The sequence below is a fragment of the Sphingomonas sediminicola genome (genome assembly GCF_049991885.1).
Classification (GTDB): Bacteria; Pseudomonadota; Alphaproteobacteria; order Sphingomonadales; family Sphingomonadaceae; genus Sphingomicrobium; species Sphingomicrobium sediminicola.
This window is the reverse complement of record NZ_CP178916.1, coordinates 1,892,230-1,917,802: the sequence shown is the minus strand read 5'-3', so window position 1 is coordinate 1,917,802 and position 25,573 is coordinate 1,892,230. Positions and strand designations below refer to the sequence as shown.

At 60.8% G+C, this 25,573-nt stretch carries 26 protein-coding genes and 1 tRNA gene; 11 read left to right on the top strand and 16 right to left on the bottom strand.

Annotated elements, in window-relative coordinates:
- Window positions 1-27 precede the first annotated feature (27 nt).
- Window positions 28-1,149 carry a dipeptidase gene (locus ACMC5O_RS09945; RefSeq protein WP_426692784.1) on the top strand — a complete coding sequence of 374 codons (1,122 nt, stop codon included), beginning with the start codon at window positions 28-30 and terminating at the stop codon, window positions 1,147-1,149.
- A 3-nt stretch (window positions 1,150-1,152) separates the two neighbouring features.
- Here ACMC5O_RS09945 and ACMC5O_RS09940 read toward each other — a convergent pair whose 3' ends face one another.
- The 6 genes from ACMC5O_RS09940 to ACMC5O_RS09915 are packed head-to-tail and all read right to left on the bottom strand — an operon-like array spanning window position 1,153 to window position 4,205.
- Window positions 1,153-1,554: a GFA family protein gene (locus ACMC5O_RS09940; RefSeq protein WP_187708916.1), complete on the bottom strand. Its 402-nt coding sequence runs from the start codon at window positions 1,552-1,554 to the stop codon at window positions 1,153-1,155.
- Complete coding sequence (locus ACMC5O_RS09935; protein WP_426692783.1) at window positions 1,551-2,126, bottom strand: L,D-transpeptidase family protein; 576 nt, start codon at window positions 2,124-2,126, stop codon at window positions 1,551-1,553. Before ACMC5O_RS09935 ends, ACMC5O_RS09940 begins: the two co-directional genes overlap by 4 nt.
- On the bottom strand, window positions 2,123-2,716 hold the full coding sequence (ruvA, locus tag ACMC5O_RS09930; protein WP_187708918.1) for a Holliday junction branch migration protein RuvA: 594 nt from the start codon (window positions 2,714-2,716) through the stop codon (window positions 2,123-2,125). Before ruvA ends, ACMC5O_RS09935 begins: the two co-directional genes overlap by 4 nt.
- A gap of 12 nt (window positions 2,717-2,728) precedes the next feature.
- A complete protein-coding gene (gene ruvC, locus ACMC5O_RS09925) occupies window positions 2,729-3,217 on the bottom strand; it encodes a crossover junction endodeoxyribonuclease RuvC (RefSeq protein WP_246444321.1) in 489 nt (162 codons plus the stop codon).
- Window positions 3,210-3,953, bottom strand: a complete 744-nt coding sequence (locus ACMC5O_RS09920) for a YebC/PmpR family DNA-binding transcriptional regulator (protein ID WP_187708919.1) — start codon at window positions 3,951-3,953, stop codon at window positions 3,210-3,212. The genes ruvC and ACMC5O_RS09920 overlap by 8 nt, the downstream gene beginning before the upstream one ends.
- Before the next feature lie 9 nt (window positions 3,954-3,962).
- On the bottom strand, window positions 3,963-4,205 hold the full coding sequence (locus ACMC5O_RS09915; protein ID WP_187708920.1) for a DUF2312 domain-containing protein: 243 nt from the start codon (window positions 4,203-4,205) through the stop codon (window positions 3,963-3,965).
- Window positions 4,206-4,326: 121 nt separating this feature from the next.
- Between ACMC5O_RS09915 and pyk the strand changes: the two genes are divergently transcribed.
- Both pyk and ACMC5O_RS09905 read left to right on the top strand, forming a co-directional pair.
- Window positions 4,327-5,790, top strand: a complete 1,464-nt coding sequence (gene pyk / locus ACMC5O_RS09910) for a pyruvate kinase (RefSeq protein ID WP_426692782.1) — start codon at window positions 4,327-4,329, stop codon at window positions 5,788-5,790.
- Between the two features lie 64 nt (window positions 5,791-5,854).
- Window positions 5,855-7,141, top strand: coding sequence for a hypothetical protein (locus ACMC5O_RS09905; protein WP_187708921.1), 1,287 nt, complete (start codon window positions 5,855-5,857; stop codon window positions 7,139-7,141).
- Here ACMC5O_RS09905 and ACMC5O_RS09900 read toward each other — a convergent pair.
- Together ACMC5O_RS09900 and ACMC5O_RS09895 are read right to left on the bottom strand one after the other, a co-directional pair.
- Entirely contained in the window at window positions 7,138-7,971 is an 834-nt protein-coding gene (locus ACMC5O_RS09900) for an NAD(P)H-hydrate dehydratase (RefSeq protein ID WP_426692781.1), read from the bottom strand. The two genes, ACMC5O_RS09905 and ACMC5O_RS09900, sit on opposite strands and share 4 nt — an antisense overlap.
- Window positions 7,972-8,006: 35 nt before the next feature.
- Entirely contained in the window at window positions 8,007-8,768 is a 762-nt protein-coding gene (locus ACMC5O_RS09895) for a histidine phosphatase family protein (RefSeq protein WP_187708923.1), read from the bottom strand.
- 130 nt (window positions 8,769-8,898) lie between these two features.
- Between ACMC5O_RS09895 and ACMC5O_RS09890 the strand changes: the two genes are divergently transcribed.
- The 4 genes from ACMC5O_RS09890 (at window position 8,899) to ACMC5O_RS09875 (ending at window position 12,756) form a co-directional block, all read left to right on the top strand.
- Window positions 8,899-9,426, top strand: a complete 528-nt coding sequence (locus tag ACMC5O_RS09890; RefSeq protein WP_246444323.1) for a PH domain-containing protein — start codon at window positions 8,899-8,901, stop codon at window positions 9,424-9,426.
- Window positions 9,404-10,888 (top strand): PH domain-containing protein, encoded by a 1,485-nt coding sequence (locus ACMC5O_RS09885; RefSeq protein ID WP_187708924.1) that lies wholly within the window; start codon window positions 9,404-9,406, stop codon window positions 10,886-10,888. Before ACMC5O_RS09890 ends, ACMC5O_RS09885 begins: the two co-directional genes overlap by 23 nt.
- Window positions 10,885-12,636, top strand: coding sequence for a single-stranded-DNA-specific exonuclease RecJ (gene recJ, locus ACMC5O_RS09880; protein ID WP_426692780.1), 1,752 nt, complete (start codon window positions 10,885-10,887; stop codon window positions 12,634-12,636). The genes ACMC5O_RS09885 and recJ overlap by 4 nt, the downstream gene beginning before the upstream one ends.
- Before the next feature lie 44 nt (window positions 12,637-12,680).
- Window positions 12,681-12,756 (top strand) — tRNA-Glu (locus tag ACMC5O_RS09875).
- Window positions 12,757-12,863: 107 nt separating this feature from the next.
- On the opposite strand, the gene ACMC5O_RS09870 is transcribed toward ACMC5O_RS09875, so the two are convergent.
- From ACMC5O_RS09870 to ACMC5O_RS09845, 6 genes are all read right to left on the bottom strand, one after another.
- Entirely contained in the window at window positions 12,864-13,181 is a 318-nt protein-coding gene (locus tag ACMC5O_RS09870) for a DUF1778 domain-containing protein (protein WP_187708925.1), read from the bottom strand.
- Window positions 13,174-14,250, bottom strand: a complete 1,077-nt coding sequence (locus tag ACMC5O_RS09865) for a tyrosine-type recombinase/integrase (RefSeq protein WP_187708926.1) — start codon at window positions 14,248-14,250, stop codon at window positions 13,174-13,176. Before ACMC5O_RS09865 ends, ACMC5O_RS09870 begins: the two co-directional genes overlap by 8 nt.
- A gap of 6 nt (window positions 14,251-14,256) precedes the next feature.
- Window positions 14,257-14,535: an antitoxin Xre/MbcA/ParS toxin-binding domain-containing protein gene (locus tag ACMC5O_RS09860; RefSeq protein WP_187708927.1), complete on the bottom strand. Its 279-nt coding sequence runs from the start codon at window positions 14,533-14,535 to the stop codon at window positions 14,257-14,259.
- A gap of 3 nt (window positions 14,536-14,538) precedes the next feature.
- The gene (locus tag ACMC5O_RS09855) at window positions 14,539-14,718 is read right to left on the bottom strand and encodes a hypothetical protein (RefSeq protein WP_187708928.1); all 180 of its coding nucleotides are present in this window, start codon (window positions 14,716-14,718) and stop codon (window positions 14,539-14,541) included.
- Window positions 14,718-16,055: a hypothetical protein gene (locus ACMC5O_RS09850; RefSeq protein ID WP_426692779.1), complete on the bottom strand. Its 1,338-nt coding sequence runs from the start codon at window positions 16,053-16,055 to the stop codon at window positions 14,718-14,720. The genes ACMC5O_RS09855 and ACMC5O_RS09850 overlap by 1 nt, the downstream gene beginning before the upstream one ends.
- A gap of 774 nt (window positions 16,056-16,829) precedes the next feature.
- Window positions 16,830-17,390, bottom strand: a complete 561-nt coding sequence (locus ACMC5O_RS09845) for a MobA/MobL family protein (RefSeq protein WP_426693525.1) — start codon at window positions 17,388-17,390, stop codon at window positions 16,830-16,832.
- A 448-nt stretch (window positions 17,391-17,838) separates the two neighbouring features.
- Here ACMC5O_RS09845 and ACMC5O_RS09840 point away from each other — a divergent pair, with 448 nt between their 5' ends.
- The 4 genes from ACMC5O_RS09840 (at window position 17,839) to ACMC5O_RS09825 (ending at window position 24,434) form a co-directional block, all read left to right on the top strand.
- A complete protein-coding gene (locus ACMC5O_RS09840; RefSeq protein ID WP_426692778.1) occupies window positions 17,839-19,371 on the top strand; it encodes a plasmid recombination protein in 1,533 nt (510 codons plus the stop codon).
- A 418-nt stretch (window positions 19,372-19,789) separates the two neighbouring features.
- Window positions 19,790-22,723: an Eco57I restriction-modification methylase domain-containing protein gene (locus tag ACMC5O_RS09835; protein WP_426692777.1), complete on the top strand. Its 2,934-nt coding sequence runs from the start codon at window positions 19,790-19,792 to the stop codon at window positions 22,721-22,723.
- A 6-nt stretch (window positions 22,724-22,729) separates the two neighbouring features.
- Complete coding sequence (locus ACMC5O_RS09830) at window positions 22,730-23,314, top strand: Fic/DOC family protein (protein WP_426692776.1); 585 nt, start codon at window positions 22,730-22,732, stop codon at window positions 23,312-23,314.
- 334 nt (window positions 23,315-23,648) lie between these two features.
- Window positions 23,649-24,434, top strand: a complete 786-nt coding sequence (locus ACMC5O_RS09825) for a P63C domain-containing protein (protein WP_222949883.1) — start codon at window positions 23,649-23,651, stop codon at window positions 24,432-24,434.
- Between the two features lie 52 nt (window positions 24,435-24,486).
- Here the strand turns inward: ACMC5O_RS09825 and ACMC5O_RS09820 are convergent, their stop codons facing one another.
- Window positions 24,487-24,987, bottom strand: coding sequence for a hypothetical protein (locus ACMC5O_RS09820; RefSeq protein WP_187708939.1), 501 nt, complete (start codon window positions 24,985-24,987; stop codon window positions 24,487-24,489).
- Complete coding sequence (locus ACMC5O_RS09815; RefSeq protein ID WP_187708940.1) at window positions 24,962-25,549, bottom strand: TPM domain-containing protein; 588 nt, start codon at window positions 25,547-25,549, stop codon at window positions 24,962-24,964. The genes ACMC5O_RS09820 and ACMC5O_RS09815 overlap by 26 nt, the downstream gene beginning before the upstream one ends.
- Window positions 25,550-25,573: the final 24 nt, after the last annotated feature.

Genomic DNA, 25,573 nt, shown 5'->3' with positions numbered 1-25,573 from the left:
CTTGATACGTGAACTTGCGGGGGCGACATGCAGGTTGATCGACGGACTTTGATTGCGACGGGCGCAGCGGCCCTGGTCGCCGGCCCGGCTTTTGCGCAGCGGCGCGCAAGCAGCGCCTGGTACGACCGGGCAATCATCATCGATGGACTTGGTGGTCTCGGCGATCCCTACACGCCGGAAGAACAGTTGCGGATGAGCGACCGTGGCTGGATCGAAACGCTTCAGACGGGCGTGACGGTCATCCGCGACACGGTGATGCCGGTCGGCAATGTCGTCGACCCGTGGGGCGACTACCAGAAGGCCATCGCCGAGAAGAAGAACATCTTCAACGCCAATCCCGACTATCTTCTGCCGGTCAAAAGCGCCGCCGACATTTTGAAGGCGAAGCGCGAGAAGAAGCTCGGAGTGATCGTCGGCACGCAGGACACGTCGATGGTCGGTCCTGAGCTGGATCGCCTGGCTCAGTTGAAGAAGGACGGCGTGTTGACCGTTCAGCTGACCTACAACAACCGTAACCTAGCGGGTGACGGTGCGCTCGAGCCGGCCAATGCAGGGCTATCCAAACTTGGCCGTGCGACGATCGAGCGGATCGAGGCGGAAAAGCTGCTTCTGGATTTGAGCCACGGCGGAGCAAGGACGATGGCGGAGGCAGCTGCGCACGCGAAGCGCCCGCTGGTGATCAGCCACACTGGCGCCCGCGCGCTGACCGACCACGTCCGCAACACGAGCGACGAGACGATCAAGGCCGTTGCGGACAAGGGCGGGGTTGTCGGCGTCTATTTCATGCCCTTCCTGACGCTCGACAGCCATCCGAAGGGCGAAGACCTGCTGCGTCACGTCGAACATATCGCCAACGTAGCGGGTGAAGATCATGTCGGCATTGGCACCGACAATGGGCCCCTTCCGCAGCTCCTCGATGCCGAAGCGAAGGAAAAGCTGAAGAAGTGGGCGCTCGACCGGATCAAGGCCGGAATCGCAGCGCCGGGAGAGGGCGTGGACGTCTATCCGATGGTCGAGGATTATAACTCGGTCGACCGCTATCGCCGCTTTGCTGCGGACCTGCAGAAGCGCGGCTGGAGCGATGCGCGGCTCGAGAAGCTGATGGGCGGCAATTTCCTGCGCGTCTATCGCGAGGCTTGGGGCGGCTGAGCCTTAGAGGGTGTGTTCGACGCCGTCGCCGACGATGTCGATCCAGTCGTTCTTGCGCTTTTCCCAGACCGAGAATTTCGGTGAGGCAAAATAGGGGTCGTCGAACGCCCCTAGCGGGATGGCAATCAGGCCGTCGAACTTGCCGTTGATCTCATAGTGGACGTCCGAGCCGCATTCCGGGCAGAAATGGAACGTGCCCGGGTTGCCGCTATCAGCGACGATGACCCAGCTCTTCGACTGACCCTCGACCGTCACCTGCTCGGCCGGCCAGCGGGCCTGCACGGCGAAAGCGCTTCCAGACCTCTTCTTGCAGTTGAGGCAGTGACAGGCGGAAACCCGCACCGGATCGCCCGTGACCGTCACCTTGAGCTGTCCGCAGCGGCAGGATGCGGTGCGCGTCGTCACGCCTGTATCTCCACCGGCGTGCCGTCCCTTACGGCTTTGTAGAGCCACTCAATTTCGCGGTTGGTGACTGCGACGCAGCCGTCGGTCCAGTCGAACTCGGTGTGCCGGCTGCCGATCCAGCCGCGGTCGTTTGGAAGGCCGTGAATCATGATGTCGCCGCCGGGATTCACGCCCCGCTTGGCCGCTGCCGAAACCTGTTCAGGTGTCGGATATCCGATCCGGAGCGACAAATGGAATGCACTGTTCGGGTTGTGTCCGACAATTCGGTAAGAACCTTCCGGCACTCGGCCATCGCCCTGTTGCTGCTTGGGGCCAGGGTCGCCGCGCCCGATCGCAACGCGAAATTCGCGGACCAGCCTGCCCTGGCGGTAGGCCGACATGAGATGGGCGGACTTGTCGACGCGGATCAGGTCGACCGGGCCCGGATCCGGGCGCTCGCATCGGCTCGAACGGTAATTCCATGCATGGCCTGTCTCGAGGCAGGAATCGATAGCCGAATATGCGCTGGAGGTGATTGCGCAGGCGCTGAGCGGCAGTGCGAGAAGGAGCGTAAATGCGCGAGCGCGCGTCACTTTGCCGCTTTGCGGAGCGCCAGCCGAACGAGGTCGTCGAGGCCGGCCTCCGGACCGAGTTCATCTTGGGCAGCGTTCACCGCAGCACTCGCTTCCACAGGCTTGAATCCGAGATTGGCGAGTGCGGACATCGCATCCGAAGCTGCTCCGCCGCGCGCTGCCGGCACCAGCGATGCGCCCAGCCCGGCGACGCCGAGCTTGCCCTGAAGTTCGTTGGCGATGCGGGCGGCAAGCTTCGGGCCGACGCCGTTGGCTCTGCCGATCATGGCCTTGTCGCCTTGGCTTACGGCGCGGGCGAGTTCGTCGGGAGAGAGGACCGACAGGATAGCGAGCGCGAGCCTGCCGCCCACGCCTTGAACGGACGTGAGGGCGCGGAACGAGTCTCGCTCGACCTGCGATCCGAAACCGAACAGAGTCCACGCGTCCTCACGGACCTGGAGCTCGGTCAGGATCAGAATCTCGCCGCCGATCGGCCCGAGTACGTCGAGCGTGCGGGCGCTCGCGTGGATGAGGTAGCCGACACCGCCGACATCGACGATCGCCGTGTCGGCGCTGATTTCGGCGAGGATTCCGGACAGGCGGGCGATCATGTCTGCCTAGGCTTAGGCGATGCGGCGGGCGCTCGCCAAGTGATGTGCATGGGTGATCGCGATTGCGAGGGCGTCGGCGGCGTCTGGCCCGGCGATTTTCGCCCCGGGCAGCAGGCGCGAGACCATCGCATGGACCTGTACTTTTTCCGCATTGCCGTTGCCGACGACGGCCTTCTTCACCAGCCGGGCGGCGTATTCGGCGACGGGTATCCCGCCGCGAGCGGCCGTCATCAGGACGACTCCTCGCGCCTGGCCGAGCTTGAGGGTCGACTGCGGGTTCTTATTGACGAACACTTCTTCGACCGCCGCAGCGTCGGGTTCGACCTCGGCAATTAGCGCCTCGAGCTGGCGAGCCAGGTCGGCGAGCCGCTCCGGCAGTGGCACGGCAGTGTCCGTCTTCAGCTGTCCGTTAGCGACGTGGGAAAGTCGGTTGCCCTCTGCCTGGATAACGCCCCAGCCGGTAGTCCCAAGGCCAGGGTCGAGACCCAGAAGCTTAGGCAAGCTTCTCCAGCTCCTCATCCGGGACATTGTAATTGCCCCAGACAGTCTGGACGTCGTCGTCGTCTTCCAGCGCGTCGATTAGCTTCATCAGCGTCGCTGCATCGTCGCCGCGAACTTCGACTTCGGTGCCGGGCTTCCAGCCGAGCTTGACGGCTTCTGCTTCGCCAAGCGCGCCCTCGAGCGATTTTGCTACCTCGTGGAGCGAATCCACCGAGGTCCAGATTTCGTGACCTTCTTCATCCGATTCGACATCGTCCGCGCCGGCTTCGATCGCGGCTTCCAGAACCTTGTCGGCATCGCCTGCAGCGGCACCATATTCGATCAGGCCCATCCGCTCGAACCCGTGGCTGACCGAGCCGCTTGCGCCGAGGTTGCCGCCATTCTTGGAGAAAGCGGTGCGGACGTTGGTCGCCGTGCGGTTGCGGTTGTCGGACAGCGCCTCGACGATGATGGCGACGCCGCCCGGGCCGAAGCCCTCGTAGCGGATTTCCTCATAGTTCTCGGCGTCCGAGCCCGATGCCTTGTCGATCGACCGCTGGATGTTGTCCTTCGGCATCGACTGCGCCTTGGCGGCGAGCACCGCCGCGCGAAGGCGCGCATTCATCTCGGGATCGGGCAGGCCCATCTTGGCAGCGACAGTGATTTCGCGGCTGAGCTTCGAGAACATCGCCGAGCGCTTTTTGTCCTGCGCGCCCTTGCGATGCATGATGTTCTTGAATTTGGAATGGCCTGCCATGGCGGTTCCTTACGCGAGACCGAGCGCGTTGCGATAGGTTTCGAGAACGGCGTCCTGCTCCTGGCGCGTATGCGCCTCCATCCTGCGCAGACGGACGATCATGCGCATGATCTTCGGGTCGTAGCCGTTGGATTTCGCCTCCGCGTAGACGTCCTTCACGTCGTCCGCGATGCCCTTCTTTTCTTCTTCAAGCCGTTCAATTCGTTCGATGAAAAGCCGCAGCTGATCGGCCGCGACGGTACCTTCCGCCATCTGTCACTTGCCTCCGTTCAGGGATTCGGCCCGGCTGTAAGCGAGCCCAAGCTGCCGCTCAAGCCGGTTGAATGCGGGGCGCAACGCGTTATTGCCCCTCGCGACATTGGAAGGAAGCAAGTTGACCGAGCCGCTGCGACCGCGCTCCCGCAAAGTGAAGATCCTGGCGACGCTGGGACCGGCCTCGAGCAAGCCTGAGATGATCAAGAAGCTCATGCTGGCCGGAGCTGACGCTTTTCGAATCAACATGAGCCACGGCGACCAGAAGTCGAAAGCCAAGCTGGTCGAAGCGATCCGTGGGCTGGAAAAGGAACTCAAGCGGCCGACGACGATCGTGTTCGACCTTCAGGGACCGAAGTTGCGTGTCGGAAGCTTCGAGGGCGGGTCGGCGCAGCTCGAAAAAGGCGCGAAGGTCGTGCTCGACCAGGATGACACGCCGGGCAACTCCAAGCGGATGGAATTGCCCCACCCGGAACTCTTCGCGGCGATTGGTCCGGGCGACCGTCTGCTTATCGACGACGGCAAGGTTCGGCTGAAGGTGGTGGAAGCCGGCGAGCAGAAGATCGTCGCCGAGGTGATGGTCGGCGGCACCGTCTCCAACAACAAGGGCGTCAACGTCCCCGACGTCGTCGTGCCGATCCCGGCCTTGACGGAAAAGGACCGCTCCGACCTGCAGTTCGCTCTGGAGCAGGGCGCCGACTGGATTGCGCTTTCGTTCGTCCAGCGGCCGGAGGATGTCGCCGAAGCACGCTCGCTGATTGGCGAGAAAGCTGCGCTGATGGCCAAGATCGAAAAGCCGGCGGCGATCGATCGGCTGATCGACATCATCGCTCTTGCGGACGGTGTGATGGTCGCCCGTGGCGACCTTGGAGTGGAGCTTCCCCCCGAGCAGGTACCGCCGCTCCAGAACCGGATCGTCGCTTCCGCCCGCCAGTTTGGAAAGCCGGTGGTCGTCGCGACCCAGATGCTCGAATCGATGATCACGTCTCCGACGCCGACACGCGCCGAGGTGAGCGACGTCGCCACCGCAATCTACGACGGTGCGGACGCGGTCATGCTTTCGGCGGAAAGCGCCGCAGGCAAATATCCGATCGAGGCCGTGACGATGATGGATCGCATCGCCAACAGCGTCGAACGCGACCCCGTCTACTCCTCGCGCATCCATTTCACCGAGACGCAGATGGAGCCAACGATCGCGGACGCGCTGTCAGGTTCGTCGCGGCAGATCGCCGGCACGGTCAATGCGAAGACCATGGTCGTCTTCAGCAAGTCGGGCTCGACGGCCCGGCGTATCGCCCGCGAGAGGCCGCCGGTTCCGATCCTGGCGATGAGCCCGTCACAGACCACCTCGCGGCGCATGGGTCTCTATTGGGGTGTCCATTCGGTGCATTCCAAAGATGTTTCGAGCTTCGAGGAAATGGTCGGCAAGGCGAAGCGCATGGCGCTCCGCCACCACCTCGCCGAAGGCGGCGACCGGGTCGTGATCATGGCCGGTATTCCGTTTGGAACGGCCGGTTCGACAAATGTGCTCCACGTCGTCCGCCTCGTCGGCGACGAGCTGGAGCGCCACACGACGCCCGAATAGAACTTCCGGCAATTGACAGCTTGGTTGCCCTGGAAGAGCCTGCGCCTTCCAGGGGGTGCCTGCCATGCGCAAGTTGCTTTTGACCCTTACGGCGGCGTTCGGCCTGATCGCAGCCGCTCCTGCGTCCGCAAAAACCGATAGCATCGACGCAATTGCTCAAGACTATGTGAGCCTCGCGCTCGACGCCAAGAAGGTCGATCCGGATCTTATTTCGATCAATTCGCCTGCACTCGAGCAGGCCGTTGAGAGCAAGCTTCCGAAGCCCGTGCCGGCGGCAATGGTCACGCGCAGCGGTGAGTTGATTGCTCGGCTCGACGCTCTGCCGAAGCCCCAGGAGCGGCTCGAAACCATGCGGCTCCATTCCTTACGCGCACGCCTCGCTTCGCTTCAGGCTCATTTGCAGGTGATGAGCGGCGCAAAGCTTCCAATCGGCGAACAGGTGGAGCGGTTTTACGGGTTCAAGCCGGACTTTCGCCCGCTCAGCGCATATGACCCCGCCCTCGAACGGCTCGACAAGGCCATTCCCGGACCGGGAACGCTGGCGGAGCGTATTGCTGCGCTGAAGACGGCCGCCCTAGTTCCGCCTGACAAGATCGAGCCGGTCTTCAACGCGGCGCTTGCGGAATGCCGTCGGCGAACGGCGCTGCACATGAAGCTTAGGCAGCCTGAATCAGTGGAGGTGCAGTTCCTCCATGATCAACCGGCTCCGGCCGAAGACGTCTATCAAGGTGATGGTAAGAGCCGGGCACGGATCAATCTCGACAGTCCAGTCGATGTTGACCGGCTTCTCGCGGCAGCCTGCCATGAAACCTACCCGGGCCATCACAGTCACTTCGTAAACATCGACGACGCGTTGGTGCGGAGCCGGGGCTGGCACGAGTTCGACGTAGAGATCGAAGATGGCCCCCAATTCCCCGTCGCCGAGTCCGTAGCGGAATACGGAGTTGGCCTGACATTCCCAGTCGAGGAGCGCATCGCTTTCGAGCGCGACGTTCTCTACCCGCTGGCGAGCCTGAAGATGCAAAACGTCGATGCGTGGCGAGCCTACATTTCCGCGCGCCCCGACGTGTTGGGAGCGACCGCGACGGTTGCTCGCGACTATCTGAGCGGCGCCATCGATCAGGCCACCGCACACAAGCTCTTCATCCGTTACCGCCTGCAGACACCAACGGCCGCAGGACAGATGCTGAAGATGCTCGATGCTTTCGGGAGCATGGTCATCGCATCCGACTTTGGTTGGTATGTGATGGATCAGTCGATGCAGGGCAAAAGTGTCGACGAGCAATGGCGCCTTTTCCGCCAGATCGAACGCGAGCCGATGCTTCTCGAGGACGTGGCGGCGCTTCGTTAGCGCGCAAGCAGTGCCGGGATTTCGTCCGGGATTTCGTGTGCGAGGAAGCCGATCGGGCCGACCTTTCGAGCCAGCGTTTCGCCGGCTTCGCCGTGGAGGAGCACTGACCAAAGCAAGGCCGTGAGCGGCTCCGCGCCTCGGGCGAGCAGGCCGCCGACGATTCCCGCCAGCGTATCGCCGCTTCCCGACACTCCGAGACCGGGCGCGCCGCCGCTGAAGGACCAGGCCCGGCCATCTGGCGTCACGACATGGCTGGTCACGCCCTTCACCAGGACATTCGCCTGGTAGAGCTCGGCCGCTCGAATGCCGCAGCCGATCGGATCGTCATCAATCTCTTCCTCCTCGGAATCGAGTAGCGAAGACAGCTCGCCGGCATGCGGCAGCAGGCTCGGATGCCCGCCTCTGCGTAGCTCCGGCTCGCCCCGTTTGAGGCTGTGCAGGAGCGCCGCATCCAGCACGACGCTTGCGGGACTTCTCAGCAGTTGCTCGGCAAGAAGCGCGCCGGTCTTCGCAACGGCCATCCCCGGACCGGCAACAACAGCATCGACGTGATCCGCTTCTTCCCGGATTTGGTGGATGGCAGTGCGGGTGAAGCCTCCGTCTCGCGCTTCCTCCAGTCCGACCACCAACGCTTCCGGCATGGCGATCGACGTTTGAACCGCGACGCTCTTGCCCGTCACCATCCGCAGCTTGCCCGCGCCGGCCCGCATAGCAGCCGTCGAGACGAGCAAGGCCGCCCCGGCCATCTCCCGCGAACCTGCGACGATGAGGATGCGGCCCTTGGTCTCCTTGTCGCCATCGACCACTGGCGGCAGCGGGAATTTATTCAATGCTGAACGGGTGAGCGGTTCGCCGCGCTTCCGCGTCATCGCGTTCCGGTCATCATGTCGGGCTCGGCAGTCTTCGGCGCTCCCTCGGCTTCGAGTGGCGCTCCGTGGTTCCACACCTCAAGCTTCGGAACGCAGACCCCGCTCGCGTCCGGCTCGAAGTCGTAGCGGACGATTCCGCAGTTCAAGATCTCAGACTGCTTGTCGATCTTCAGGATGTCAGGCTCGGTCAGCTCCTCGAGGATGTAGCGCATGCACAGCACCACGACCTGGTGGCAGACGATGAGGACACGCCTGTCGCAATAATGGAGGTTGATGGTGTTCATCGCCGACCGCAGCCGGAGGATGACATCAGCCCAGCTCTCGCCTCCAGGCGGGCGGTGATAGAATTTCCCGAGCTTTGTCCGGTGAGCGGCTTCCTCCGGAAATTTCTGTTGGATCCCGACGCGGGTGAGCCGGTCGAAGATCCCGAATTCGCGCTCGCGCAGGCGCTCGTCGATCACGAGCCTGGAGGGTCCGCTTAGCCCTCCCGCGCCGCAGATAGCTTCCGCAGTCTGTCTAGCCCGCAGGTAAGGGGAGGACAGGATGACCTCGGGCCGCTCTTCAACCGGAAGCGCCGCGAACCAGTGTCCTGTCGAACTCGCCTGCTGGTGGCCGAGCTCGGACAGGGGAACGTCGACATCCCGGACTCGAATGTCGATTTCATGCAGCCCCGCCTCATCGGCGGCATCGCGCGCGACATTGCCCTGGCTTTGCCCGTGCCGCACCAGCCACAGCTGTGCCGGCCAGTTCTGCCGCATACTCTCCCATCTCCTTCACCGGCAGTAAGCATGAAAGCCCGCCGCGGTTCCTAGACGGAGGGCGGCCCGCTCCACATATTGCGGCCTCGCGCCACTTGGTGAACAAGGGCCGCGGGGCAGTGGAGGGGCAATGGCTTCGGATATCGAAATGATTGCGGAGGCGGTGCTTCCCTCCTCCGGCTTCCCTGTCGATCCCGACCTCCTGCCGGTCGAGCCTGCTTACAAAAACGTGCTTCGGGCTCGGATGTCCGTCGTCTGGCTCGTCCTTTGGGCCGCCGGAGCTGTCGCGGACCAGGCAATGCTTCAGGAAACGGCCGCTGCCGGGCTTCCGACCTTCGTCATTCCTGCGCTGGCGGCAGTGGCAATCCTGACCGCGCCGGAGCGGATCTATCGGCGGCTTCTCTACAAGCTCACCGATCGCCTGCTCCAGGTCGTCCGCGGCTGGCTGTTCCATGTCGACACGGTCGTTCCTTTGGTCCGGGTCCAGCACATCGACGTCACGCGTGGTCCGCTCGAAAAGGCGTTCGGCTTGGCAACTTTGGTCGTGCACACCGCGGGCACGCACAACAGCATCGTCATGCTTCCCGGTCTTGCACCCCAGCGGGCAGCAGAGATCCGCGACATCATCCGCGAACATGTCCGAACCGACTTTGCGTGAGGACACGGCGGTTGGCCCGCCGGAGCACCTCCATCCCTTCTTCCTGCTGACTGGCCTTGGCGGATCGCTGCGAGGAGTCGCCGGCGGCTACGTGGCCATCGGTTATCTGGCCGTCTCCGGACGGTGGGGCACTGCCTTCTTTGGAATGCTCGCCCTGATCGCCTTCATGACGATCGGAGTCTTCCTTTACTGGAGACGGTTCGAATTCCGGGTCGGTGCGAACGAAATCCGGATCGACAGCGGCATATTGAACCGTACGCATCGCTCGATCCCGTTCGACCGGATTCAGGACGTCGACATCACGCAGGGACCGCTCGCCCGCGTACTTGGCCTCGCACGCGTGAAGTTTGAGACCGGAGCTTCGGCGGGACAGGAAGAGGGCGTCCTTCAGGCCATTCGCCTCGAGCGCGCCGAGCAGCTGCGAACACTGGTCCGAGCACGCCGCACTCATGCCGTCTCTCTGGAGCCTAACGCGGAAACGGTCGAGCCGCCGCCCGTCTACGAGATGACGTTCCCCCGTTTGCTATTGGCCGGAACATTCAATTTCTCGCTTGCCATTTTCGCCGGATTGTTCGGTCTCGCCAGCTCTCCGCTCGGCGAAGCGATGGGCTTCGATCCCTTCAGCCGGACCTTCTGGGTAAGCATCTTGAGCGTCAGCGGTCCGGCCCGCGAGCTCGTTATGGCCCATCGTTTCGCGACGGCAGCCGCAGGATTGGCTCTGCTAATCCTGCTTGGGGTCGTGACCGGCATTATCCGCACAGCTCTCACCGACTTCGGATTCCGCCTCGACAGGACCGGTGTCGGACTTCGCCGGCGCCGCGGGCTCTTCACCCGGACGGACGTCACTTTGCCCGTCAGCCGCGCGCAGGCCGCCGTGATTGCGACCGGACCGGTGATGGATCGGCTTCGATGGCGCGAGTTTCGGGTCCAGAGCCTTGCCAAAGACGAGAGTAGCAAGGGCTCGCACGTCCTCGCGCCGCTCGCGAGAGACGCGGAAGTCGATCGCATCGTCGGCGAACTCGGCTGGCAGCCGCTCCCGTCGCGCATTGCGTGGACCCGCGTGTCGCTCGAGTTTGTAATCGTGCTGGCGATCGCGCTGGCGCCGTTGATCTTGGTGGCCATCGGCAATCTGGTGTTCAATCCGCTTTTCGGCGGACCGTTTCTCGCCGTGCTGCTGGGTGCCTTGGGCCTGCGCTGGCTGGCGTGGCGGCGAACAGGCTATTCCCTCGATGGCGACCGGATACTGGTGCGCACAGGCTGGTGGCGGCGGCGGATCACGATTCTGCCCGCACGGAAAATCCAGAGCGTCGACCTCCGGGAGAATTTCATCACCCGCGCGTTCGGAATCGCCTGGCTGCAGTTCGGCGTGGCGGGTGGGGGCATGACCGGCCATTCCATCCCCGCTATCCCCAGTGGGGAGGCGCGCAAGTTGCGCGATCTGCTGCTAGACATGGGCGCATGACGTTCGCACTTGGGGTGGAGCGCTCGGTGGGCGGCCAGCCATGGAAATGGCGTCGTTCGGGCGAGCCTGGACTGACAATGGATGCACTGGTGGACGAGCTTCTGCTCGCCCGCGGGGTCGCGCGCGACGATCTCGAGCGCAATCGCAAGCCGACCATTCGCGACTTCCTGCCTGATCCCTCCGCTTTCAAGGACATGGACAAGGGTGCCGCGCGGTTGGCCGACGCGGTGCAGGCGGGCGAGACGATCGCGATCTTTGGCGATTACGACGTCGATGGCGCGACGAGCTCGGCATTGCTCGTGCTGCTGCTGAGGCAGCTCGGTGTCGACGCGATGGTCTATATTCCCGACCGTCTAATGGAGGGATACGGCCCGTCAGGCGCCGCTTTGGTCGAACTGAAGAACCGCGGCGCAACTCTGGCCGTCACTGTCGACTGCGGAGCGCAGGCGTTCGAGGCGCTGCAGGAAGCCAAGGACGCAGGCCTCGATGTGATTGTTGTCGACCATCACCAGTGCGCGGCACTGCTTCCGGTTGCCTTTGCGATGATCAATCCGAACCGGCTCGACGAAAGCGAAACCGGGTCGGCACACGGGCATGTCGCCGCGGTCGGAATGGCGTTCCTGCTTGGCGTTGCGTTGGTTCGCGAGTTGCGTGGACGCTGCTTCTTCGCGGATCGCGAGGAACCGAAGCTCATCGACTTGCTCGATCTCGTTGCACTTGGGACAGTGGCTGACGTGGCGCGGCTGCACACGCTCAACCGCGCCTTCGTGACGCAGGGCCTGAAGGTCATGGCGGGCCGCCACAATATCGGGATGAATGCGCTCGCGGCAGCCGCGCGGCTGGTGAAGGCGCCCAGCTGTCGTGATCTTGGCTTTGCTCTCGGACCGCGCATCAACGCGGGTGGTCGCGTCGGGAAGTCAGATTTGGGTGTGCGCCTGCTAACCTCGACCGATCCTGAGGATGCGCGGGCAATTGCTGACGAACTCGACCGATTGAACGAAGAGCGCCGGGCCATTGAAATGCAGGTCTGCGAGCAGGCGCTCGAACAGGCCGACAAGCTAAACGGCGCTCCGGTGCTGACAGTCATGGGAACCGGATGGCATCCGGGCGTGATCGGAATCGTCGCCGGGCGCGTGAAGGAACGGTTCGGCCGACCCGCGATCGTCATTGCCGAGACCGAGGACGGAACCGGGAAAGGCTCGGGCCGGTCGATCGGGGGTGTCGACCTTGGCGCGGCCGTGCTTGCTGCGAAGGACAGCGGCCTGCTCGTTGCGGGCGGGGGACACGCAATGGCAGCTGGACTCACGCTAGCGCCGGGCGGCCTGGACGCTTTTCGCGAATTCATCAGCGAGCGATTGGCCCCGGACGTCGAGCGTGCGCTCGATGGCCGGGCGCTGCTGCTTGACGCATTGCTTGCGCCGGGCGGCGTCGTGGGAAACCTTTGCGACGCGCTGGACGCGGCGGGTCCCTATGGTTCGGGCTGGCCGGCACCGCGGGTAGCCGCCGGGCCGGCTCGCTTGCTGAAGACGGGCATCGTCGGGGATGGCCACATCCGCGGTCTCGCATGCGGGGATGACGGCAAGAGCTTCAAGTGGATCGCCTTCCGGATTGCGGCCACCGAACTGGGTCAGGCCTTGCTATCATCACCCGGCGACAGGCGGTGGTGGCTGGCCGGGACGATCAAGCGCGATGAGTGGAATGGCGGCAATGCGGCCGAGATGCATCTAGAGGACGCGGCACTCGCTTGACCCGCGCAAAAGCCTCCCCTAACGCGCACTCCGCTTCTTGGAGCGGCCCCATCGTCTAGCGGTCTAGGACGTCGCCCTTTCACGGCGAAAACACGGGTTCGAGTCCCGTTGGGGTCACCACCCTTCCTGAAAAATGGCGCTTTTAAGCGATTTTCTGAAAGGTTAGACAAATCGACTGTCTAACGGTTAGACAAATTTGGGCCTGTCGCCGGCGGCATGAAAGACATTCACTCCTCCCAGGGCGCCTTCCGCTTCATCAGATTCTTGAGCTCATTGTTGGGCTCAGGCGGATTCTTCAGCACCTGCTCGAACTCTCGGCTCTGCTTGGCCTCAAGCTTCTTTCGATAGCGCTCGGCGTACGGATCGTGCGCGATGGTGATCGACCCGGGCGGGAAGCTGCCGAACAATGAGTTCTGCCTGGCCAGCTCCTCGGCTGTCACGCGGCCTGCTTTCAGGTCAGCTTCGTCCTGATCGCGAGCTGCCTGCTTGGCCTTACGGTGCTCGACGGGATCGAAGGTGCCCGGCTTGTTCGTTCGCTTAGGCAAGATCAGGGTCGATATCGCTGAAGCGGTTTATGACGCGCAGCAGAGTGACGTCCGCCAGACCTTCCTGAGCAACGGCTTCGGTATACGTCGCAACCTCTTGGTCGCCCTTCCAGCCACCGACGGCCTTCAGCTCCTGATTGGTTCCCCCCGCCATAGCTGCACGAACGGCGCCTACTTTGCGAAGCCCATGGGCAGTGCAGTGAGTCAAGCCAGCTTCGTTACAGCGATCCCGGAACCAGTTACCCACGCCAGCGGCAGTGAACGGCTTGCCGAACTCATTCACCAGGAAGGTTGTTAACCCAACGGAGGGCATCGCATCGATCGCGCGCTTCAGATCGGGCGCGATGGGAAGCCAGAGGTCAGCATCGTTCTTGCTGGCCCGGTAGTTGATCTTGCCGCGGACGATATGCCTCGGGCCGAACAACCGCGCGTCACCGCGTCGCTGCCAGGTCCACAAAACGATTTCGAGAAAAAGCCGTGCCTTCGTGCCGAGCGGATGCCGCTTCTTGAATGCAACGATTTCTTCCTCAGTCCACGTGTGATAGCCGTTGATCTTCGCTTTGCCGACGCGCTTCGCCTTCTTCACAGGGTTCGACGCGATCCACTCCAGCTTCTCCGCATAGTTGAAGAGCCGAACGAGCTGCTTGCGCAGATTCACGGCCGCGACGGCACCACCGACCTCTCGTCCCTTGCCGTTCTCCCGCTTCTTCGAACGAGCGAGCAGGATGGCCTCGATGTGCTGGAATTTGAAATCCTCGACGAGGTCGTTGCCGAATTCTTCCCGAAAACTCTCGATAAGGCCACGCCGGCGGCGCTTGTTGTCAGCTCCACCCGAATCTTCGAAGTCCGCCGACTTGTAGTAGCGAGCACAAAGGTCGTGCACGCTACGCGGCGGCCATCGGGGCTCGAGGTCCTGTCCGCCTAGCAGTGCCTGGTATTCAGCATCGAAGCCCGGCTGATCCGGCAGGTGCTTCATGTAAACGGGCTTCTGGCCAGTCTTCCGAAAGCGAGCGCGAAGCTTCTTGTGCCTGTCGGGGCTGACGGTGACGTTCTTGTAGCGGGTCTTCATCGAGGATCACCAACCGTTATAGGCCCAGTATTCCGCATGCTGGCACACGGTCTGAGCTTCTTCAGGATTTGAGGAAAGAAGCATGTCGAGGCCGGTTCGGCCGTCGAACGCCTTGTTCGAAGCTCGAAGCCAACAGGCTGCTCTAGAGGCCGGAAGGATGCCCATAAGGGCTCGTGCCAGCCGCACGAGATGCGACTGACGCTCCAGATCAACCAACCGCGCGCGAACGTCCGCTGAGAGCCCCAACGCGTCCGCGGCGGTGTTGAAGGCTTGAGGAGTGGTCATCGATCAAAGCACCCTGTCCAGAGGGTTTGCACGGACGACGGGAAGCGGTGCTCCATCGCTGAACTCGAACACGACATTGCCGTTCGCTTCAATGGTCACGCGAGCAGGGCTGAAGCCGGCTTTCTTGCAGCCCTTGAGTGCGCGAGCGATGTCCTCCTGACGGATGCGAGCGGGAGCGGTCATCAGGCCGCCTCCAACATGATCGGAATCGGCTCAGAAAGACGCTCGAACACCTTCCGGTGACGAGCGCCATATCGCGCGTATCCCTCAACGTGATCGCCCAGCCTATCCAGGATCCAGCCGTCCTCTAGAGCGACGTCGAGGATAGAGCGTCCGTGCGCAGCGCGAACAAACAGATCGTCCATGTAACCACTGCCGAGCACCGAGAGACTGAAGAGATCGAATTCGACTACGTGAGAAATCGGATCCTTCTTCTCAACTTCGATCTTGGCCTGAGCCATCGTCATCGGAAGCTCGCCGTCGGCGATCTGCTCATCCGTGAGCTCCTCGCCGATATCGAAGCGCTCGCGGAGACCTTCGACGTAGCCGTCCTTAGTTTTATGGCCCGGCGTCCAATACATCCGCCGCTTGCGCCACGTCCCGCGACCATAATCGAGCACCAGCTCGCGCGCCCGCTCTACAGAGAGTATGGGAAGGCCCGCGGCCTTTTGTTCCTCGGGGGAAGGCCCCGAACCATCGGCAATCTCGAGAATATCCCAAAACGTGCGTGACTTCTTCCGACCCATCTTCGCGGTCGACTTCGTCATTTCAGCGGACGCTTCCCAACGGTTCTTCCCATTAGCCTCGAGTTGAGCTGCGCGGTCAGGACACTTCGCCAGATAATCATTGGCCGACCACACGATGCTCACATCGATGCCATGTTCCCGGTCAGGTGCACGATCTTCGCCAAACACCTTCTTCGCTGCCGCTTCCCACTGAGGAAAAACCTTATCGGCAATCAGCTTCTCGAGGGTCGGGCCATCCATGTTTTGACTATCGACTCCCGCCAACACCGGATCGAGAATCCACAGCTCATGATTATGCGGGTGCCAGCCATTCCAACCGTGTGTAATCTCAGTCGAGCGAACCAGCCCTTGGAAGCCGAGCGACTTGCGAAAACGTTGGTAGCCTCCGCGCTGCCGCATCGTGCGCAAGGCACCGGAGAGCCCATCCATAGACTCGCGACACGTCTCAGCGATCGTATGCGGAAAGGTGTGGGTGATCATCACAACCAGATGGCCACGAGCCCTTGCAGTCTCGATCAAACGTTTGACTTCGTCGCCGCGAACGCGCTCGATCTTCTGAGCGCATTCTCCGCAGAGCCAAACGCTCCCGCAACGCATAACGCCCTTCCAGACTACCGATCCGGATACGCGCTGCATTGCAACCAGAGTTGTCGCCTGGCGGTGACAGCACTGGCCACACGCCACGACAGGAAACCATTTGCCGGCGTCATCACCAGCTTCCTCGCGCTCCTCATCGGTGCGGGGAGCTTGTCCCTTATACTGCTTCATCGCCATGCGGCGGAGCTTGACGGGACGTTTGGCAACACTGTCCCTTCTTTCTACCAAGGCGGCTTCGCCGCTGGATAGTAAGGCTTCGGGCGTTGCGCCGGACCCTGCATTGCTCACCGGTCCAGACTTTCCAGCCACCGGTAGAAGCAGTCATCGCAGACGAGCGTACGAGCGCTGCACCTTATTACGGACAGAACGAAGAGATTGCCTGCGACGTGGCGAATCTCGCGGTGGATAGCATTATGCGGACACATGTGGCCGCTCCCCCTGGATTGGGGCAGCTTGGCTCAGCCTTGTGATCTCAGTCGGCTCGCGATAGGTTTCTTCTTGCACAAAGAGAGCGCGAGCTTTCTTGAGACCCGGCAGCCTGGCTGCCGGGTTTTTTAGTTGCAGCCGATCGACGCGAGCGCGGCGCGCTTCGTCGGACAAGCGCGGACGATCTGTCCCGTGTGGTCGACGATCACTGCGCCACCGTTGGTGGCGCCCACCCCGGTAATGATGAAGACGCCCTTCGACCTAACGAAATACGTAGGAACGACGTCCCGGTGTTCGCAAACGCTCTCAAAGGCGCGCAAAATAGACGGAAGAGAAGACATGAAGTGGCCTCCGGTAAGAGAGCGACCACTTCTCCATTTTGGACCGTGGGCCATTCCGGCAACCGGTTAAGAACCGGCAGCGACTTCTGTCTGAAACTAAATGTAATCGTCGATGAGTAGTTGGCAATAGAAAAGTAGGAAAAAGCTTTTGACTTTACTAAAGCCTACGCGTTCGATCAGGTCGTCAGGCATCCCCGCAGGCCCATTCGACCCATGCCTGTCGGAGGCAACCGTTCAAGCGACGGTAGAGCGGGTATGAGACACCTGCGTAGGTCCTCCGCCCGAAATATCGAGAGCTTATTAGGATGTGTACATGCGGCGGACGGCCGGCGCGCGGGATGTGGCCAGCGATCTCGGCTACAATGCCGGCGGGGAGGACCGATCGCACAAGATCTACAACCTGATCCATCCACTCGCCGCGGGAGAGACCGGGTCTCAAGTCACCACAAACGTGCCACGCTCTCACTCCATGGAGATCACCAGAAGCCTCAATCGCCTCGTCAGCGAGCTGCCATCTTAGGAATGGACGATGAACCCATTCCGGCGCCTCGTCGGGCACGATGCTGGTGAGCATGAAGAGATCCTCGGCCCGGGAGGAGAAATCATGGATCGTGACGTCTCCCTTGGTGAAGCGTGTACGACGAATGTAAGCAGCCTCACGCAGGGCCGTTCTAAGCTCATTTACAGGATGACCTTGCTTAGGATGTGTCACGACCGGCAGGCATCTGAATGGAAGGCGTTCCATAGGCATTAGGCGGCCCGCCTGTTCAGCGTGAACATGAGCGGGCTTCATCGTCAGCGCGCAAGGGACGATCGCGGGATAGAGCGCGTAATCATTCATCTTGGAGATCTTCCAGGCTGGAGAGGGACGAACAGCCGTCCTCTTTCATCGGGCCTGAGGGCCAACCTGGCCTCCCATTTAGTCCCTTCGCCATCGCGCCTTGCGCGTCGGAGGCGTCAACGAGGCAAAAACATCTCTGACCCACGCGGAAATCCCTGGAGGATTTAGGTGGACGCCGAACGGACGCCGAAGCGAGTTAGGTGAAGTATTCCGCGTAGGTTTATTTCGCGAAGCGAAAAAACCTTTCCCGGGTGAGATGTTTTTGTACTTCGTTCAATAAACATTTATTTTTGTTTGACTGTCTTAAAGTCGCTGACGACTTCCCGCTATCATAGTTCTCACGGAGGAATTTATGGGTAGCTTTAATCGAAAGCGGGTGAACGACGAAGACGAGATCCTGCCGATCGGCAGGCGCAAACTGCGCCCTGAGCCCAAGCCTGAGCGAAAGGGATATGTTGGCAGGTTTCCGGCCCAAGCGGACGGTCGGCCAGCATTGGGCTTTGCTACGCTAAGTCACAATAATCTGAAAACTTGGACTCAGGTGGCCAGGGCGCAAGGGCACAACACTCGCAAAATCGAAGCGCCGAATGCGCGAAAGGATGCTCCGGAGCCAATCGAGCTTCTTGCGAGTGCGACGGGCTCTTACGTCGATCGGGTTAAAGGCGTGCTGCAAGATCACAAGGTGGCGACGAAGGTGCGTAGGAACGCCGGCGCTATTGCCTCTGAGGACGTCTACTCGGCTTCACCCGAATATTGGAACCGAGCCGGTGATTGGAAATCTAAGCCAACATCCGAAATCCTGGCTGACCCCGTAGTCCAAGCTGCACTGGCTCTCGCGCGGAAAAAGCACGGCAAGCGACTGATCTCGGTAACACTGCATTTGGACGAGGAGAGCCCGCACGTTCATGTCGTAGCCGTGCCCCTCGTTCAGCGGGAACATGCGGTGCGAGGCCGCCTCCCGAAGCATTGTGCCCGGGATGAAGCCGGCAAGCCGATCGACGTGCGTCCTAAGGTACTAAAGTGGTCGCTCGACCCGTCCTCAATTCGCGGTCGATCGAAGCAGCTCGAGGCCAATCACGACGAGTGGGCCGCTGCATGTGAGAAGCTCGGCCTAGTTCGGGGGCTCAAGGGTTCGGAGATGAGCGAGGGGGAGAGGAGAGCTAGACGCAATCGGCAGACCGGGCGCGCAAGTATGGCCGAAAAAAGCGCTAGAGAGCGGCGGGAGAGCTTAGGTGCTGAAGCTGAAGCCGACCGCGAACGCGCAAGGAGACTTGTCGAGGAAGCCACAGAGAAGGAAGCCGCGGCTGAGACCGCAAAGGCTGAAGCTGAGCTATTGAAGCTATCGCAAGAAGGACGCGAACGTGAGCTTCTGGACCTAATCGGCGTTGCCGAGACGGAGAGGGTCGCAGCCGCCGCCGAACGGAAGAAGGCCGCAGAGCGCACCCAACGGCTATCTCAACAGATTGAAGTGCTGGCAATGGTACTTGATCCCAGTGCGCCGATGGAAGCAGTCGTCCAGAAGGGTCAATTGTTGGTGCGGGGCAGCACTCCCGAGGAGCTCGCACTGCTGCATAGCCTTCCTCCAGCTCTCAATGGTTCCGTCGATAGGTTCTTTCGCCTTGCGGCTTCGATATCGGATCAGGTGGCCGAGCTGAATAGCGGACGCGCGCAGCTCGAGCGGGACCGTGCTCAGCTAAAGGCGGACCAAGAGCTCTATGAGAAGGCGTCCGACGCGATCATGAACAATCTGGACCGCGCGCGGGAGTTTCTCGCCGCATGGACTGGACTCCCCGAGCAAGCGAGAACGCCTGACGTAAATGCGGCCATGCAAGCCGGCTATGCGCTGGTACAGCAACGAGGAGCTAAGGCAGCGGTTGGCCGCTAATACGCGCTGAAAGCGCGGAGATGAACAGAGATTCGATGGACTAGGAGGGCTGAGCAGTTATTCTCGCGGCATGCCTCTCTTTAATCCGAAGATCATTCAATCCGTTCTCAGTGGCGTAAGCGAGTTGCAGTCGCCGGCGGTGCTAGAAGCTGCCGCGGAATGGGCAAAGCGAGCGGCTGACCCCGCAATTGATCTCCAGAATGAGAGCCAGCTCGAACAAGAATTCAATCGCATAATCGTACAAGGAGTCCTGCAGTACTCAGCTCCTGCGCCTGGGCAGGTTGGTACGATGCGGGTTAAACAGCCTGTTCCAGGAGGGACCACTGTCGACCTAGCCCTGGGGCATTTCTCAGATGGCGATTCGGCCATCCTTGCGCCGTTTGAGCTGAAGGGCCCCAAAGTTGCCCTCGATCGCATTATGGCGAGCCGCCAGAAGACGCCGGTTCAGCAGGCTTGGGACTATGCGATGGATGCTCCAGGGGCGCGCTGGGTCGTCATTAGCAATATGAAGGAACTACGGCTCTATGCCGTCGGCTACGGCCGGCAGGATTATGAGTTGTTCGATCTGAGACGGATCGACCAGCCGGAGGAGCTTTCGCGCCTGCTCCTGCTGCTGCATGTCGAACGACTGCTGACCGGCGCGACTGCTGACCTGCTGTCCCGAAGCGCCATGGCAGACCGGGACGTCACCAATCAGCTTTACCAAGACTACAGGGCACTGCGGGATGACCTGCTGGCGTTTGTCGGAGATCAGCGACCGACGATCAACGTCGAAGACAGGATTCGGATTGTTCAGACACTTCTAGATCGGCTGCTGTTCATCGCATTTGCTGAGGACAAGTTTCTTCTGCCTCCGCAAAGTCTCCAGGACGCGGTGCAGACCACGAACAGGTATAATCCTCAGCCGAAGTGGGACCAGCTCCGGACGCTGTTTCAGTGGGTGGATGAGGGGGCACCACCTCACAATATTCCTCGGTACAATGGCGGCCTATTCGCGCACGACCCAATTATCGAGGACCTCAATCTGCCAGATGCGCTGGTCGAAAGTTTCGGACGCCTCGGAAACTACGATTTTGCCAGCGACGTCTCCGTAAACATCCTCGGGCACATTTTCGAACAATCGATCACCGATATAGAAAATCAGAAGGCGGCCGCAGGGATCGAGGCCCCGCCGCCCGCATCAAAGAAGAAGCGTGAAGGCGTCGTCTATACGCCCGACTTCATCACGCGGTTCATCGTTGAGCAGACGATCGGCAAGCATCTGCAGGAGATTGCTGACGAGTTGCTGCCCCAGTTCGGTAAGGCTCTGCCAGATGGCGAGGTTCGCTGGAAAAACAGCAGAACGGCAGAAGCCGATTACTGGTCCGCATACCTCGATCGGCTCACGAGCCTCCGGATTCTCGATCCCGCGTGCGGTTCGGGTGCCTTCCTCATCGCCGCATTCAATTATCTCAACGCGGAACAGAAGCGTGTGCGTGATCGGCTCAGCGAGCTGACCCCGGGCATCCTCGCTCTCAGTGCTCCGAATGCTGATGTCGAGATCATCACCAACAATCTTTTCGGCGTGGATGTGAACGCGGAGTCCGTCGAAATCACGAAGCTGGCACTCTGGCTGCAAACTGCGAAGCGAGAACGGGCGTTGGAGAGCTTGAATGGGAACATCAAGCACGGAAACAGCCTCGTCGAAAGCACCCACTTCCACCCACGGCCATTCAATTGGGCTTCTGAGTTCCGGGATATCTTAGGCGCCGGCGGGTTCGACATCGTGCTTGGCAACCCACCCTACGTTCGAATGGAATTGCTCAAGCCCATAAAGCCACACCTCGAGGCGCGGTTTAGTGTCGCAACCGACCGGGCCGATCTGTATGCGTACTTCTTCGAACTCGGCGTCAAGCTACTGAAGGAAGGCGGCCGCCTCGGGTTCATCTCCTCGTCGACCTTCTTCCGAACCGGGTCAGGCAAGTTGTTGCGGGCATTCTTGGCCGAGAGCAGCAATATCGAAACCGTCGTCGATTTCGGCGATCTGCAAGTTTTCGAAGGCGTTACGACGTACCCTGCAATCATCACGCTTCGGAAACGACGGCCGCACGAAGATGACAATCTCCGTTATCTAACAGTGCGTTCCATGCCAGGGGATTTAGCCAAGACCTTCGAGGAAGAGGCGAAGCCGATGCCTTGCAGCCGGCTAACCGCCGGCACGTGGCGGTTCGAAAGTGACCTGCTTGAAGAAATTCGGATCAAGATAGCGTCCGGGCGTGCTACTCTCGCGGATACTTTTGGACCGCCCCTGTACGGCATCAAAACAGGTCTGAACGACGCCTTCATTCTTAGCCGTGAGCAGCGCGACCAGATCGTCGAGCGAGCCGCGAACACTGGTGACCGTTCCGCGGACCTATTGAAGCCATTTCTCGTCGGCGAAAATCTCAAGCGTTGGCATGTGGAGAGCAATGACCTCTGGCTGATCTACACGCCCAGGAACATGATCGACATCGATGATTATCCGGCGGTGCGCGACCATCTATTGCCGTTTCGCGATCGCCTCGAGAGGCGAGCTACGAGCCAGAACTGGTGGGAGTTGCAGCAGGCGCAGGCCGCGTATGAGCCTGCGTTTCTCGGTACGAAGGTGATCTACCCCCATTTCAACGATCGTCCGAATTTCTCGTTTGATACCAGTAGGTTTTACTCGAACGACAAATCGTATGTGATTCCCGCGTCATCTTCGGCGCTCGCGGGATTTCTTAATTCCAAACTTTCATGGTTCCAGCTTTGCGGCCTGGCACCCGCCGTACGGGGCGGGTTCCGCGAAGCGCGCGTCCAATTCGTAGGCGCACTAGCCGTTCCACCGGCTGATCTCCTTGAACGGGAGCTCAGTAGTCCGTCGGCGGAAGCGATGCGTGCCGGCGAAGAATTAGAGTCACTGATCAAAGCTACATTGCGCAGGCTCGGCGATATTGACGCTCGAATAACGGCCAGTTCTTTATTCAAGGCTTGGCCTTCGATGACGTTTGCCGATCTCCAGGCCGCGCTAAACAAGCGCCTAAAGGTGACCATCCCCGTGGCTGAGCGAGACGAGTGGGAGACGTGGTTCGATCACAAGCGCGCTGAGGCTGCGAAGCTCGCGGCTGAGATCGTGTCCGCAGAGGTGGAGATCAACGACCGTGTTTACCGCATGTTCGGATTAACTCGCACCGAGATCGATGCACTCGAAGACGCGCTCGCCATCCTGGCGCCTGCACTCAACGTGAAAGGTTACGAGGCCATCAGTGCAGTTGAGGGGCTCCAATTATCGGGTGAAGCACGTGAGCGCTTAGAGCGACACAGTTCCAGCCGGTCGCAAGCCCACGCAGCGTAGCCCCAAATGATCGGCGATCGGTATGAGGCGGTAGACGATCCCGCCTGCTATCCCGGCAGCGATGTTCTAATCAACATTCCGGACCTGAAGGACGCAGGGGAGTTAGAACAGTTCGAGGTTGAGCATGTCGGAATGCGCAGCGTCGAAGGACCACCTGAGGGAAACTACGACACTGCCCACTATCGAGCCCTGCATCGGTACCTATTCCAAGACGTATACGAGTGGGCTGGAGAATATAGGACCATCCGAACGAGCAAGGGCGGAAATCTGTTTTGCTTGCCGGAATTTATCTCCAGCCAGATGGAGGCTCTGTTCAAGGGCCTACAGTCGCCTCCGTTCCTCGCTGGGTCGGATCCTGACGACTTCATCGTCGTGGCCGCTGAGTTTCTCGGAGATGTGAATCACATACACCCATTCCGCGAAGGGAATGGCAGGACCCAGCTTATTTTCCTGCGGATGCTCGGGCTGCGGGCCGAACATCCGTTTCGTCCGGAAAGCGTCGAGCCTGAGGCGTTCCTGCGCGCAATGATCGAAAGTTTTCATGGGCACTTGGATGCGCTCGTCGACGAGCTCGAGCGAATGAGGGCTTAGGTCCCTGTCGGGCCTTCGTTATGCAAGCATAATTGGACTAGTTATGCTTGCACTTCGACGCGGGGCATTATATTGAATGCAAGCATAATCTGAAAAGGATGCTTGCATGGAAGTAGATTCTGGGAAAGCCAAGGGGGGTTTCGCCCGTGCTGAAGCTCTGACTCCAGAGGAACGAAAAGCCATAGCTAAGCGAGCCGCTGAGGCTCGATGGAGCGGCGAAAGCCCTGGCCACGCGTACCCAAAGGCAACGCACAGAGGCGTTCTCACAATTGCAGATGTCGAGCTGCCTTGTTTCGTTCTGGACGACGGTCGCCGGGTGATCTCAGGACGCGGCATGACGGCCGCCATCGGCATGAAGGGGCGCGGTCAAGGCGCACAGCGGATTGTTGAACATCGGACCATAAGAGCATTTCTCGACAACGATCTGGCCAATGCAATTTCTGAGCCGATCTTGTTCACGGGCGCGTCTCCCAGAGGCAACGCACCGAGCTCGGGCTTTGAGGCAGTTGTTCTGCAGGAATTGTGTGAATCGCTGTTGGAAGCCCGCGACGCTGGCGCGCTTCAGACGGAGCAGGAGAGGCGATACGCTCAGTTCGCTGACATGCTCATCCGATCGTTCGCGCGGGTCGGAATTATCGCTCTGGTCGACGAGGCAACTGGGTATCAGCGCGATCGCGCGAAAGATGCGCTCGCGAGAATCCTTGAAGACTTTATCGCCAAGGAGCTCCGCCCGTGGGTCCACACCTTCCCGGATGACTTTTATTCTGAACTATTTCGTCTGAGAGGGCTGGAATTTCCCCGCGATAATGTGAAGCGGCCGCAATACTTCGGTCATCTTACGAACGACATTGTTTATCGGCGCCTGGCGCCTGGCGTGTTGGATGAATTGAGGCGGCAGACCCCACGCCGACCCGATGGCCGCTTCAAGCACCAACTATTTCGAAGGCTGACCGATGAGCTGGGCCATCCCAAGCTGCGAGAACATTTGGCCTCCGTGATCGCGCTGATGAAAGTCAGCCGCACTTACAGGCAGTTCCAAGACTTTTTAGATCGGGTCCATCCTCGTTACGGTGAGACTCCCATGCTGCCGTTCTTGGACGAACCGATAACTGGGCTGTAGTGGTCGCCCTATTGCGGGCCACGCTTTCGGCGCGTGGCCTGCAACGTTTCCATCAAAGTTGCAGAGAAAGCTGCCAGTTCATGGACCTGGCCCGAGAAATGATTTCGGGCACAGAAGTAAGCAGGAGCTCGCCCGAAATCTTGTTGAATAGGGCCACTCGGTGTCGTGGGCCCAACTGATCCGCGGCGGCAATCTCGCCTTCTGTAAGCGCGAAGAAGAACCCTGTGAATCCCGGCCCGACCCGCGGCTGATTTGCCGTCTTGATCTCAATGAATGTGATCTCGGGCAGATGGTTGCGCAGTTGGTCTCGATCCGAGAAATCGAACGGCGCGGGAAGTGCGAGTGCGTCGAAGCTTGAAGCCTTTATTAGGATGCCTTCCGCAGCAAGCTCGTCGAGGAGGATGCGAAGCGGACGCCCCTTCGGGCGAGCAATCCATTTGTCTTGCGTCGCTAGTGCAGCCTGTTCGCCGTGAGATCCTCTCTCATTGGCCAGTCGCGCCACATGGGCACGTTTCGCAGCGATGACTTCAACGGGGGTGTGCAATAGCTTCATTGGGGTGCCTACTGAGTTGAGCTACGATGGCATCGGCTCCCGCGACGATGCCGGCGCTTATCTCTCCCTTACGAAACCTTGGCAGCATCACTCCTTCGATCACCTGCTTGGCCGCTCGATCGGGGAAAGCGGTGGCGAGGCCGTCCCCGGTTGCGATACGCACTTCGCGCTCTGTCGGCGCGACAAGAAGGATTGTGCCATCATTGTAGCCCTTCCTGCCGATCCTCCACGTGTTGCCCAAATCTCGCGTGTAAGTTGCAGCGTCGCGCCCTCTGAGCGACCTCACGGTCACAATCACAAATTGGCGGCCAGTTTGCGCTTCAAGAGCTTGTGACCTTGCTGCCAGATCGAGTTCCTGGTCTGGCCTGAGCAGTTGAGCTTCGTCGACGACCCGGCCAGTTAGCTGGGGGAAATTTGTTGCGGTCGCCGGCGTTGCGAGAGCGGTGGACTTCTTTTGGTTCTCGCCATCACACGCCGATAGAGCCACCAGTGCTGCGATCGAAGCGAATAAAATTGGCTTGGGCATCGCCTGGATGCTGATGTGCGAAATGCCGAGCGTCAATCTGAGGGCCACGTCAGCTGGGAG